This is a genomic window from Paenibacillus sp. FSL K6-2859, from assembly GCF_038008265.1.
GTDB lineage: Bacteria > Bacillota > Bacilli > Paenibacillales > Paenibacillaceae > Paenibacillus_AQ > Paenibacillus_AQ nitricinens.
This window is the reverse complement of sequence record NZ_JBBOYU010000001.1, coordinates 6,439,799-6,452,737: the sequence shown is the minus strand read 5'-3', so window position 1 is coordinate 6,452,737 and position 12,939 is coordinate 6,439,799. Positions and strand designations below refer to the sequence as shown.

General features: G+C 45.2%; 10 protein-coding genes. 9 read left to right on the top strand and 1 reads right to left on the bottom strand.

The features are described from left to right. The first annotated feature begins 135 nt into the window (after nt 1-135). A complete protein-coding gene (gene cls / locus MHB64_RS28810; RefSeq protein ID WP_094871105.1) occupies nt 136-1,644 on the top strand; it encodes a cardiolipin synthase in 1,509 nt (502 codons plus the stop codon). Between the two features lie 110 nt (nt 1,645-1,754). On the opposite strand, the gene MHB64_RS28805 is transcribed toward cls, so the two are convergent. Further along, nucleotides 1,755-3,284: a phospholipase D family protein gene (locus MHB64_RS28805; protein ID WP_341135899.1), complete on the bottom strand. Its 1,530-nt coding sequence runs from the start codon at nt 3,282-3,284 to the stop codon at nt 1,755-1,757. 189 nt (nt 3,285-3,473) lie between these two features. Here MHB64_RS28805 and fni point away from each other — a divergent pair, with 189 nt between their 5' ends. The 8 genes from fni (at nt 3,474) to MHB64_RS28765 (ending at nt 12,897) form a co-directional block, all read left to right on the top strand. Next, the gene (fni, locus tag MHB64_RS28800) at nt 3,474-4,613 is read left to right on the top strand and encodes a type 2 isopentenyl-diphosphate Delta-isomerase (RefSeq protein ID WP_094871109.1); all 1,140 of its coding nucleotides are present in this window, start codon (nt 3,474-3,476) and stop codon (nt 4,611-4,613) included. A gap of 42 nt (nt 4,614-4,655) precedes the next feature. Beyond that, nucleotides 4,656-5,126, top strand: a complete 471-nt coding sequence (locus tag MHB64_RS28795) for a GNAT family N-acetyltransferase (protein WP_256989866.1) — start codon at nt 4,656-4,658, stop codon at nt 5,124-5,126. A gap of 167 nt (nt 5,127-5,293) precedes the next feature. Further along, nucleotides 5,294-6,646 (top strand): S41 family peptidase, encoded by a 1,353-nt coding sequence (locus MHB64_RS28790; RefSeq protein WP_341135898.1) that lies wholly within the window; start codon nt 5,294-5,296, stop codon nt 6,644-6,646. A 143-nt stretch (nt 6,647-6,789) separates the two neighbouring features. Continuing rightward, nucleotides 6,790-7,890, top strand: a complete 1,101-nt coding sequence (gene ychF / locus MHB64_RS28785) for a redox-regulated ATPase YchF (protein ID WP_042131387.1) — start codon at nt 6,790-6,792, stop codon at nt 7,888-7,890. Between the two features lie 233 nt (nt 7,891-8,123). Continuing rightward, nucleotides 8,124-9,197, top strand: a complete 1,074-nt coding sequence (gene prfA, locus MHB64_RS28780) for a peptide chain release factor 1 (protein WP_094871115.1) — start codon at nt 8,124-8,126, stop codon at nt 9,195-9,197. After that, entirely contained in the window at nt 9,190-10,188 is a 999-nt protein-coding gene (prmC, locus tag MHB64_RS28775; protein ID WP_341135897.1) for a peptide chain release factor N(5)-glutamine methyltransferase, read from the top strand. Before prfA ends, prmC begins: the two co-directional genes overlap by 8 nt. 140 nt (nt 10,189-10,328) lie before the next feature. Beyond that, nucleotides 10,329-11,513, top strand: a complete 1,185-nt coding sequence (locus MHB64_RS28770; RefSeq protein ID WP_042192492.1) for an FtsW/RodA/SpoVE family cell cycle protein — start codon at nt 10,329-10,331, stop codon at nt 11,511-11,513. Between the two features lie 199 nt (nt 11,514-11,712). Beyond that, entirely contained in the window at nt 11,713-12,897 is a 1,185-nt protein-coding gene (locus tag MHB64_RS28765; protein WP_341135896.1) for an FtsW/RodA/SpoVE family cell cycle protein, read from the top strand. The last annotated feature ends 42 nt before the right edge of the window (nt 12,898-12,939 follow it).

Here is a 12,939-nt window from a genome sequence, read left to right as displayed (position 1 = left end):
TCACCACAGAAGGGTTACAGTTTTGTTGTAAATAGATTTTTACATAGTAATTAGCTAGGAAGAAATAGGTTCTTCATGTAATATATAAATGTGTCATTTCAGTGTTGTTTGTATGAATAAGAAGGTAGGTACAATATGAGAAGAGGACTTCAATCTATAATTATCATTGGGGCATTTATAGCATTTTATTATTTTGGTTTTGGTATTTTTGGGAGTACTGCAGGAACGATTATTAGTATTTTCTCCACACTGACCGTCATTTCGATTAGCTTGGCTATTTTTATGGAGAACCGTAATCCTTCCACTACGATGTCTTGGATTCTTTTGCTTGCGTTGATCCCGGTGCTCGGACTGGTCTTCTATTTTCTATTTGGTCAGAATGTGTTTAAACGTCGTAAATATGATAAAAAAGCACAAAGAGATCTTATGGCTTATGAGCGAATTGAGAATGACGCTTTGCGTACGCATCAAGATTGGTCGGTCTTTGACCCCTCGCGTCAAAAACTACTATTATTATCCAAGACTCTAGCACGTACTCCTATTTCCTTTGCTTCAGAGACGCGTATCCTAACCAATGGTGAGGAGACGTTTGGGACATTACTGCTAGAGCTGAGACAAGCGAAGCACCATATACATATGGAGTATTACATCTTCCGTGCAGATCATATTGGAACGCGTATTCAACAGATTCTGATCGCGAAGGCGCGTGCGGGAGTGTCTGTCCGATTTATGTATGATGCTGTAGGTAGCTTTCAACTCTCCAGAGCCTTTTTGAAGGAGTTAGTTGACGCTGGAGTACAGGTGGCTTCGTACGGTAATTCCACCTCCTTTTTCTCTAGCCGGGTCAATTACCGGAATCACCGAAAAATCGTCGTCATCGACGGTGATGTCGGGTTCATGGGTGGACTCAATGTGGGGGATGAATATCTAAGCCGTAGTAAAACTTATGGATTCTGGCGTGACACCCATATGTTAGTTAGAGGTGAAGCGGTACGGACGATGCAAATCATCTTCTTGCAAGATTGGATGCATACTACAGGTGAAAAAATATTGGAGCAGGATTATCTCACACCACAGCTACACTTTATGACAGGGGACGGAGCTGTACAGATCATTGCGAGTGGGCCGGACAATGAACGCCGTGCACTCAAAAATATATTTTTCTCCATGATCACCTCAGCTGAGAAATCAGTTTGGATTGCCAGCCCTTATTTCATTCCGGACGAGGATATCCTGACTGCGATACGTGTAGCGGCTATATCTGGTCTAGATGTTCGATTATTATTCCCTGCTAAGCCGGATAAATGGATTCCGTTTCTGGCTTCGCATTCTTATTTCCCGGCATTGCTGGAGGCTGGGGTGAAGATTTATGAATACGAGAAGGGCTTTATACACTCTAAGCTGTTAATCGTGGATGGTGAAATAGCTACTATTGGTACAGCAAACATGGACATGCGGAGCTTCCATCTTAACTTTGAAGTTAACGCACTATTGCTTCAAACAGAGAGTGTTACCCGAATCGTTGCTGATTTTGAACGGGATTTATTATCTACCACTCAGATTGTGCAGGAGACCTTTATGAATAAACGCATGGTGGTACGTATGCTGGAATCTGCGGCCAGACTAATGTCTCCGCTGCTATAGCCTTATAACAGAAAAACCACCGTAGAGGGTGTAGCCTTCTCTACGGTGGTTTTTTGAAATATAAGAAAGTATAAGATTAGTACCTATACTTTATGTTTTATATTTCTCACTTAAAAAGTAGTAAAGCCCAGGTTGGTCTGCAATCGGAACAGGATGTACTTAAACCAGGTCACATCGCTCTGATAGGCCTCAAAGGGTAAAGTGAACACATGCCCCTCGTTATTCCATAGCCGATTGAAATAGGCTTCCATTTCTGTGAACAGCGGCTGATCACGCTTCATAGAAATCCACAGATCATTCTCCAGATTGTAGTCATCCAGATTACGTTTGGTAAAGTTAGTAGAGCCGCCAAGAAGGATGGAACTGCCGGTTTGTTTTGCGATAAAGAGCAACTTCGGATGATATTGCTCCTTGGTTGTATTGTACCAGCGAATAGAGATTTCGCCATTCGTGCGCTTGTTCAGATCCATGGCAACTGGACGGTTAGGGATCCCGATTTTATCACGCCCGAAGGCGTTCTGATTGGGATCCAGAATTAGGTTTACCTTAGCCCCGCGTGAAGTCGCCTCCACCAACGCATCCAGAATGGCATCATCAGCAAGATAGAACATACCCATCCATACGGTATCCCCCTTCTGGGCGGATCTGATGCCTTGCAGCGCATACTTGTACACCTTTCCTTCTGTTAAATAGCGAACCTCCAGGGGTTCAGCTGACGGTACGCTCTTTTCTTGGGTGAATTTGGGCTTATGAACCAGCAGAGGTCCTGCGTCGGAAAGATTGGCTGCTGCTTGCTCGGTCTGGAGAATATCAGCAATAATTGGACCTTGTACCTCTAAAGCAATATTGGAGTGGTAGGCGCTGGCATCGTGAACATTTCCAGAGGAAATTAGTGCAGTGTTCTCACTGACAATTACTTTACGATGGTTCGCCTTCACATTCAGCAGCTTCAGATAAGATCGAGCGGTAATATCCGGTCCGCCACTGGCCATAAGATTGGGAATAAAGCCCTTACCGGATTGTCCGAACCATTGAATGAAGGTGCGCCAGACGGCTGAATAGGCAGGTGTAGAATCTCGCAGCGCATTAACATCGGTCATGATGACTCGGATCCCTACGGCCTTCATTTCTTCCAGAAGATGGTTGGACGCTGAGTTGTAATTGGTATTGACCTCATCGGTGATAAAGACAATCTCCATTTCAGGATAGGTTTGCTTTTGTGAGATTAATCTATCTGTCAGCATTCGACTGACTGGAGGGAATGACTGATCTTTATGGGTATAATCATTAAACAGGAACAGGTCGATGACTAAGAACTCCCTTGACTCCTCGATGATATGCAGCATTCTCGGGAGGATTTCACTCTCCTGCTTACCTGTGTCCGTACCGTCTGGATAGGTTAGGTCATGCCAGAAGGATACATTATTCACTTTGTATATAGGACTTTCATAGGAAATCCCTGCGGGAAGAGGTTTATGTGTCTGGTATATCATGACGCCGATTAACCAGAGAATTAGAATGATGCAAGCCCATATCACTCGTTTGCGGCGTCGTGAAGAGGTGCATTTCTTTGGATCAGGAGAATGGGTTTGATCTTGAATGATTTGAGGCTGAACGGATTGTTCGTGATCTGATTTCATTAGTAAATCCTCCTGAAAGTATTACAGTGCGCATTTCTTTAAGTTAATATGCGCCGGCATGTTACCAACCTATTAACACTTAGTGAGGAGAAATGAAGCAGTCTCTGTATTTTCATTGACCTCATATTGTAAATTCAACTGTAGGGATATGTTATAATAAGTACAGTTTAGGAATAGGAGGAACGGAGCATGAATCATACGCCAGAAGAGGCCGTGCCATATGATGCGAATAGGCAGTCTGGCGCGGATCATGACAATGGCCTACCAATTGTAGAGGTTTCGGACAAGAAGTCTTTATTGCCTGCATCAAGGACAGGTGAACGCAAAATAGAACATGTACGCCTTTGTCTAAATGAAGAAGTCGGTGGCGTCGGTGTGACTACGGGGTTTGAACAATACCGATTTCGGCATAATGCTCTTCCAGAGCTGAATTTTGATGATATATCCTTGCAGACTACCTTTCTGGAACGTGAGCTGCGTACACCGCTGCTGATCAGCTCGATGACAGGTGGAAGTGCCGCTACCGGAGCCATCAATGCCCGATTAGCAGAGGCAGCACAGCGTCGTGGATGGGCGCTAGGTGTTGGTTCTGTGCGGGCGGCGGTGGAGCGCTCTGAGCTAACCGAAACCTTTTATGTACGGGACAAAGCACCTGATATACCGGTTATCGCTAATATCGGCGCCGTACAGCTGTCCTATGGTTTCGGGATTGAGGAATGCCGCCGGGCTGTGGATATTGCTGGTGCAGATTTTCTTGTCCTGCATCTCAATGGTCTGCAAGAGGTCTTTCAACCGGAAGGGAATACTGGCTTTGCCTCCTTACTATCGCAGATAGCAAACGTATGCCGTGCACTTGAGGTTCCTGTAGGTGTAAAAGAAGTCGGCTGGGGCATTGACGGTGATACAGCAGCGCATCTTTATAATGCAGGGGTAGCTTTTGTTGATGTAGCGGGTGCGGGTGGAACATCATGGAGTCAGGTCGAGAAGTTTCGGAGTAGAGACCCTATACGGCGCGCAGCGGCTGAAGCTTTCGCGGACTGGGGTACTCCAACCGCAGAATGCATTGCAGAAGTGCGTGCTGTCTCCCCGAAAGGGGCTTTAATTGGCAGCGGCGGCTTGAAGCATGGCGTGGATGCGGCGAAGGCATTAGCTCTCGGTGCTAATTTAGCAGGTTTTGGACGCAATCTGTTAGGGCCAGCAGTAGATTCCGAAGAGGCGCTAGAAGCTGCACTGGCTCAGGTAGAGCTGGAGCTTAAGATAGCAATGTTCGGTATCGGAGCTCCCGATTTAGCAACTTTACGTGGGACTCCCCGTTTAATACGTAAATAAAAGAATGTGGTAAATATAGAAGCGAGGAAGTGAAAAAAGAAGATGATTAAATTGGTTCATATGGATGAGTCCGCCTTTCAATTTTTCTTGGGTCAAGCTACTCGTGACTACGCTGAAGACAAGATTAAAGCCGGCGCTTGGGATCCTGAAATCGCGATGAAGCTATCGGAAGAAGCAATAACACAATCTCTGCCCAAAGGGTTAAATACAGATGGCGCTTATCTATACTCCATAGTAGAAATAAGTAGTGATATCCAAGTGGGATATATCTGGTTTAATGTAAGTGAAGGCCGTGGTGGGCGAGAGGCGTTTATATATGATTTCTACATTTTCGAACCGTATCAGAGTAAAGGTTATGGCAAGCAGGCTATGATCGCACTTGATGAAGAAGCTCGTGAAATGAACGTCACAAGAATCGGGTTACATGTCTTCGGTCAGAACAATCGTGCATTTGAACTGTACAAAAAAATGGGATATACCGTAACCGACATTACGATGTCTAAAGATTTATAATACTATCCGTGGAGACCTCGAAAGAGGTCTTTTTTTGTTGTTCTAAGAAATACAATGTAAATAATTGTGATAAATATATTTGAATTGGGAGGAGTAGAAAAATATGATTATTAAATAAATTCCTGAAAATGGATTCGGTGATATGGAATATTAGAAGGGGGATTAAGGTGAGACCAAGGTTTGTATTGTCGGTGGTTATATCTGCGACTGCAATACTGTTAATGGTTAGTTGTAACAGTGGAGATTTGCCAGGGAGAAAGCAATTGGAGTCTGAGCAAGTTCAGGCAAGTCCGAATGCGCCGGTAGTCTCTTCAAAGGTAGCGGAAAAACTGCCTGAAGCAGCGGTGTCTCCATTGACAGTGAAGCAGAGACTAGAAGACTTTGATTACATGTGGAAGATTATTGAGGAGAATTATCCTTTCCTAGAGGTGAATAAGCGTCTGAACGGAGAGGATTGGCTTGCAAATAAAGAAGAGTACCGTAATAAAATTGCAGCCACAAAGACGGATGATGAATTTTTGAGACGAATGAGATTCGTCCTTAGCAGGTTAAATAATGGGCATACGAATTTTATTTCTAAGGAAGAATACCCTTGGTATCTAAATATCTATGTTCAGTTAGGTTTTGGTTATGAGCCTTGGATCAACGTGTTTCAGCAGCCTAATGTATTGGCTCGTTATAACCAGAAACCTTTAGCGGAGCAGCAAAACTCTAATGACATCGTTAACGATATGAATAGTGGTGCGGCAGGGAGTCAAGCAGGAGAGACTTCCGGAAATATAAAAAAGGTCATTTTAGAGCCTGATCAAATAGCGTATCTAGGCCTGCGAAGCTTTGACGGCAGATTTATGGAGATGGACAGTTCAGAAATTCATGATTTTCTGGTAGAAGTAAAAGATTATAAAACATTAATTCTAGATATCCGTGGAAATGGCGGAGGAAACAGTAATTACTGGAGAGTTCATATTGCTCCTCTGCTGATTAATAAACCTATCGAATACAATACATACTTACTTTATACAAGAGGCAGATATGCTGAGACCTTTATGCAGGCACGTCAGATCACAAAGGGGCAACAACCTATTTCCGGCATCAAAGACGAGCAGCTGCCCAATCTGCCAGCTGAAGCTTTAAAGATGTTTAAAACTTATAGAAAAATAGCTGATGCAGTAACTCCTAATCATTACGTTGGATTTAAAGGGAAAATCTATTTGCTGGTAGACAGCTCTGTGTATTCAGCATCGGAAGGTTTTGCAGCATTTGCAAAAGGCACCGGGTTTGCAACGGTTGTAGGTGGCAGAACAGGTGGGGATGGACTAGGGATAGATCCACTTGTCGTTGCATTGCCTAATAGCGGTTTTGTGTTCAGGTTTTCCTTTGAGATGGGTCTGAACTCTGATGGAAGCTGTAACGAGGAAGTGAAGACGGTCCCTGATGTGGAAGTTGATCCAGATACTTCTAAGCCCCTATTGGATCAGCCGGCGGTGCAAAAGGTATTGCAACTTGCCAAATCCCATTGAAATGGACGCGCTTGGATAAGGCTGGATTGACACATCTGTAAGACATCCGGTGTTGCTGGAGAATATGTTCTAATATATAATGGTTTAGATCGTATTACTTATTCGGATGATCAATTTAGCTGAAAATAGGAGTTGTCATATAAATGGCTTTGAAAGCTGGAATCGTCGGTCTTCCTAACGTAGGAAAATCCACATTGTTTAATGCAATAACGCAAGCGGGAGCAGAATCCGCAAACTACCCTTTTTGCACGATTGATCCTAACGTTGGTGTCGTTGAAGTTCCGGACGAACGTCTTGATAAACTGACTGAGCTGGTACAACCTAACAAGACTGTACCTACTGCTTTTGAATTCGTTGATATCGCTGGCCTTGTGCGCGGTGCAAGTAAAGGTGAGGGATTAGGCAACAAGTTCCTAGCTCATATTCGTGAAGTGGATGCTATCGTTCATGTCGTTCGCTGCTTTGAAGATGAGAACGTTACCCACGTGGATGGAAAAGTAAATCCGATCAGCGACATTCAGACCATTAATTTGGAACTGATTCTTGCTGACATTGAGAGCATTGAGAAGCGGATTGAGCGCTCCCGTAAGAACATCAAAGGTGGCGACAAGAAATACGCTCAAGAAGTTGAACTGCTTGAACGTGTCAAAGAAGTTCTCTACGAAGACAAACCTGCACGTAGTATTGAATTGTCCGATGACGAGAAGCTTATTATCCGTGATCTTCATTTGTTAACATTAAAGCCAGTGCTGTATGCGGCGAATGTAAGCGAAGAAGAAGTTGCAAGTGCAGAGGACAATCCTTATGTGCAGCAAGTGCGTGAATTTGCAGCAACTGAAGGTGCTGAAGTTGTTCCGATCAGCGCAAAGGTAGAAGCTGAAATTGCCGAGCTTGAGGGCGAAGATAAAGCGATGTTCCTAGAAGAACTTGGGCTAGAAGAATCTGGTTTGAACCGTTTGATCAAAGCAGCTTACAAGCTGCTAGGCTTGTATACGTATTTCACGGCAGGCGTTCAAGAAGTTCGTGCGTGGACCATTCGTAAGGGAACTAAAGCACCCGGCGCTGCTGGTGTAATTCACACAGATTTTGAACGTGGATTTATCCGTGCTGAGGTAGTGGCTTACGCAGATCTTGTGGCAGCGGGTTCGATGAATGGTGCGAAAGAACGTGGTCAATTGCGCCTTGAAGGTAAGGAATATTTGGTGCAAGACGGCGACGTTATGCATTTCCGTTTCAACGTTTAAGAGGACTAAAGTGTACTAAGAATAAGAGGGTCATCTCAGTCGGTAGAGGGTATCTACTGCTGGGGTGGTCTTTTTTAAAATATAAGTCATTTATTAAGGTGTTTTCGCGTACCGAACTGTAGCCATTTCACAATATCTTTGGTATAATATAAAGTCGTATATCTAATTTTATGACATGTGTTTTAATGTCTTTATTTGCGAATTTGAAATTGAACTAGGAGAGGTGAATTCCCTTGTTGGACCGATTGCAATCCCTGGCGGACCGCTATGAGAAGCTCAGTGAACTGCTTTGTGATCCGGATGTTGCAAACGACAGTAAGAAACTGAGGGATTATTCCAAAGAACAATCAGACCTACAGCCTGCATTTGAGGCGTATACTGAATATAAGAATGTAATGGAAGAGCTTGAAGCTGCTAAGCAAATGCAAGGCGAAAAGCTTGATGATGAGATGAAGGAAATGGTCAAGACGGAAATTGACGACCTTTCCAAACGTCAGGTAGAGCTGGAAGAGCAAATCCGAGTATTACTGCTGCCTAAAGACCCAAATGATGATAAGAACGTAATCGTCGAAATTCGTGGTGCAGCGGGCGGAGATGAAGCAGCATTGTTTGCTTCCGATCTTTACCGGATGTACACCCGGTTTGCAGATTCACAAGGCTGGCGCGTGGAGTTAATGGATGTCAACGCGAGTGACCTTGGTGGATTTAAAGAGGTAATCTTCCTTATTAACGGCCGCGGTGCATACAGTAAGCTGAAATATGAAAGTGGTGCGCATCGCGTACAACGTATCCCAGCGACTGAATCCGGTGGACGTATTCATACCTCTACTTCTACCGTATCGGTGATGCCGGAAGCTGAGGCATTTGAGATTGAAATCCATGATAAAGATATTCGTGTGGATACCTTCTGTTCAAGTGGTGCAGGCGGACAGTCTGTAAATACAACCAAATCTGCAGTACGTGTAACCCATGTACCTACAGGCATCGTTGCTACCTGTCAGGATGGTAAGTCACAGAACTCCAATAAGGATAAAGCGTTACAAGTTCTTCGTGCCCGTATTTCTGATATGAAACGGCAGGAAGAAGAAGCGAAGTATGCTGGTGAACGGAAGAGCAAAGTAGGTACGGGTGATCGTAGTGAGCGTATTCGGACGTATAACTTCCCGCAGAGCCGGGTTACAGATCATCGTATTGGCTTGACACTGCATCGTTTGGAGCAGGTTATGAACGGAGAAATCACTGAAATTATTTCGGCTCTTTCAATTGCTGAACAAGCTGATTTGATGGATAGTATGGACAATGGATAATAATGCTTTGAACGATGGCGTATTTGTCATGTCGGAAGTGAAAAGCATCCGGGAAGCCTTTGCGGAGGCTTCTTCTTTTTTGAGCCAGAGCGGTTGTAATGAACCGCAGCGTAGTGCGCAATTACTGCTTGAGCATGTGCTTGGCTTGTCCGGGGCAGCGTATTATATGGCGCTGGCGGATTCTTTTCCGGCTGCGGTCAAGGGAAAATGGGAGGCGGGAGTTACCCGCCGGAGTAAGGGTGAGCCGGTGCAATATATCATCGGCGAGCAAGAGTTCTACGGGCGTCCCTTTGAAGTGACGCCGGATGTGCTTATTCCACGGCCGGAGACGGAGCTGCTCGTCGAGGCGATTTTGCGGTACGGCGCGGAGCTCTGGCCGGACGGTACGGTTGCGCCGAGTGAACTGGCGCAGGAAGAAGGCGCTGCTTCGTTAGCAGCAGCGCAAGATCGTGCGGGCGGCGCGGAAAGTGGACGCGCCATACGGCCGCTGACCGCCGTCGATATCGGCGCCGGCAGCGGAGCGATCTCCGTCACGCTGGCGGCGGAAGCGCCGGCGTGGCGGGTCTGCGCCGGCGACATTTCGCCGGAGGCCCTAGCTGTGGCGAAGCGCAATGCGATGCGCTCCGGCACAGCTGTGGACTTTCGGCTCGGCGATCTGCTCGAGCCGTTCGCGGGGATGGAGACGGAAATTCTCGTCTCCAACCCGCCGTACATTCCCGGCGAGGATATCGCCGGGCTGCAGCGTGAGGTGCGCGACCATGAGCCGCGCACTGCGCTGGATGGCGGAGCGGACGGGCTGGACCCGTACCGCCGCATGATGGAGCAACTGGCGCTGCTCCCGGCACCGCCGCGCCTGATTGGCTTTGAACTCGGCTTCGGGCAAGCCGAGCAAGTGGCCGCGCTACTTGAAGCGGCGGGCCATTGGAAAGAGATCATCACCATTAATGATCTGGCTGGAATTCCACGTCATGTGCTAGGTATAGCACGATAATACTGCCTGCTGTGCAAGGGACTCCTGTTGATCGGGGAGTAAAATTGTATTTTCAACCCGACTTCCTTTACAATAGAATTTAACCGGACTTCTTGGTGAACCATAAAAGAAAGCCCAGATTTAGAGTAGGGAGGCAGAACGTGCTTCAGAAGATTAAAAAAATTGATGGTGCTATCGTAGTCGTTCTGTTATTACTCATGACTGTCAGCATCTTCGCCATATATAGTGTGACTCATGGAAGAGAAAAGCTGGACGGACATCATATCCGTATGATGATGTATTATGCAATTGGCTTTATTGCTTTTATTGGAATGACCTTTTTAGATTACAGAATTTTAGTGAAATACGCGCTATATATTTATTTGTTTGGGATAGGTATCCTGGTCCTCGTTAGCTTTTTGGGCGAGACCAAGAATAATGCCCAAGGCTGGTTGTCCCTCCCTGGAGGACTGAGCCTTCAGCCTGCCGAGCTATTCAAACTAATATTGATTTTATTTCTGGCAGCAATGCTTGTGCGTAAGAATAAAAGTAAACTCTTGTTTTGGCGGGATGTTGTGCCGCTCGGCCTCTTAACCTTATTTCCGTTTCTTATTGTGCTTACACAGAATGACCTTGGGAATGCCTTGTCTTACATTGTGATTCTTGCAGGTCTGTTGTGGATTGGAAATATTAAGTACACTCACGCATTAATCGCGCTGGTGATTGTAGCAAGCTCTGCGATTGCGGGAATTATGAGTTATATTCATTATCATGACGAAATTAAAACGTTCCTTAATGATATTGGCCGGTCGCACTGGATTGAACGTTTCGACCCATGGCTTGTTCCGGATAAAGCGACAGCGAAAGCTCTTTATCATACCAAGAACGCGAAGCTTGCGATTGCCTCAGGTGGGATGAGTGGCGAGGGCTACATGAATGGTAGCTCTGTACAGACGGATCGCGTGCCTTATACGTATTCAGACTCCATCTTTGTACAGATTGCCGAGGAATTTGGATTCGTAGGATCTGCCTTTGTGCTGCTACTATATTTTATCCTGATTCATCGAATGATCCTGATTGCGCTGGAAGCCAGAGATCGAGCAGGTCCATTTCTGATCGTCGGCATTGTCGCGATGATGCTGTATCAGATTTTTGAGAATATTGGCGCGTTTATTGGTCTGATGCCTTTGACAGGTATCACGTTGCCTTTCATCAGCTTCGGAGGTACCTCTCTGCTTATCAACATGGCCAGTATTGGACTGGTAATGAGTGTGCGTCTGCATGGGCAAGATGTAGAGGAAGATTTACCTAAGCCTACTCCTTATGCAGCCGCCAAACAGGTTTAATCACTAAATCACAATATAACCGTCAGAAACTCATCTTTTAAGGATGGGAACTGGCGGTTTTTTATTTTGGGAAGTGAATCTCTGATATCGGATGTATTACATAAATTTGGAATTGCGGCCTTGAATGCTCTACAATAGAAAGGAGAGACTTTCCTCAGGTGAGGATGGTTGGAACCTTAATAGAGTAAGGAGTTTGCGTATGCTTGAAAAGCTCAAGAAGATCGATAGCGTGATTCTTATTGTTCTAGTTATGCTCATGGTCATTAGTATTCTTTCGATATACAGCGTGACTAATGGTAGATTAGTTCAGAAGCTAGATGGGTTCCATCTACAAATGCTTAAATACTACATTGTAGGGTTTGTAGCGTTTTTTGTGCTTACCTTCGTGGACTATAGGATATTTGTTAAATATGCTCTTTATATTTATATCTTCGGTGTTGGTCTGCTAGTGTCGGTTAGTTTTTTTGGAAAGGTAAAGAACGGTGCGCAATTAGGGCTAGAGATAGGTGGACTTAGCTTTCAACCTGCGGAGCTTTTTAAGTTGATATTGATTCTTTTACTCGCGTCCATACTGGTCCGTAAACAAGGAGCCACGCTAACCTTCTGGAAGGGAGTCGTCCCACTGGCGCTTCTTACATTGCTCCCCTTTACGATAGTTATTGTACAGAATGATCTGGGAAATGCGCTAAGCTACATCGTAATATTAATCGGTCTTCTATGGATCGGGAATATCAAAATTTCACATGCACTCATCGGATTACTAATCGTTGGCGGATTGGGTCTTGCAGGAATTCTGAGCTATATTCACTATCATGATGAAGCGGTATATTTCTTTGAGGAGACCCTTAGCAGGAAGCATTTAGTGGATCGTTTTGATCCTTGGCTCGTACCTGATTTGGCGTCAGATGATGCAAGCTATCACACGAAAAATGCTAAAGTGGCTATTGCCTCCGGAGGGATGAACGGCGAGGGGTACATGCAAGGAAGCTCTGTGCAGAGTAACCGTGTTCCATATACGTATTCGGATGCCATATTCGTACAGGTTGCGGAGGAGTTTGGATTCGTAGGTTCAGCGCTGCTGCTTCTGCTCTTCTTTATTTTGCTCCATCGGATGATACTGATTGCTCTAGAGAGTAGGGAGCGCAGCGGTCCGTTTTTAATTATTGGAATTACAGCTATGCTGCTATATCAAATCTTAGAGAATATTGGAGCTTTTATCGGCCTAATGCCGCTTACTGGAATTACACTTCCGTTCATCAGTTATGGAGGCACATCACTTTTAATCAATATGGCCTGCATGGGGATTGTGATGAGTGTGCATCTATATGGACGGGATGTTGAGGATGATTTGCAATTGCCTAACGCGATTCCCATGAAGTTATAGATTTAATAGATTCATAGGTTTGTAGTCTCTCTTCTCTGGACA

Excerpts from the sequence above, each read along its gene's own strand:
- cls (WP_094871105.1), top strand. The coding sequence starts at position 136 with ATGAGAAGAGGACTTCAATCTATAATTATCATTGGGGCATTTATAGCA.
- MHB64_RS28805 (WP_341135899.1), bottom strand. The coding sequence starts at position 3,284 with ATGAAATCAGATCACGAACAATCCGTTCAGCCTCAAATCATTCAAGAT.
- fni (WP_094871109.1), top strand. The coding sequence starts at position 3,474 with ATGAATCATACGCCAGAAGAGGCCGTGCCATATGATGCGAATAGGCAG.
- MHB64_RS28795 (WP_256989866.1), top strand. The coding sequence starts at position 4,656 with ATGATTAAATTGGTTCATATGGATGAGTCCGCCTTTCAATTTTTCTTG.
- ychF (WP_042131387.1), top strand. The coding sequence starts at position 6,790 with ATGGCTTTGAAAGCTGGAATCGTCGGTCTTCCTAACGTAGGAAAATCC.
- prmC (WP_341135897.1), top strand. The coding sequence starts at position 9,190 with ATGGATAATAATGCTTTGAACGATGGCGTATTTGTCATGTCGGAAGTG.
- MHB64_RS28765 (WP_341135896.1), top strand. The coding sequence starts at position 11,713 with ATGCTTGAAAAGCTCAAGAAGATCGATAGCGTGATTCTTATTGTTCTA.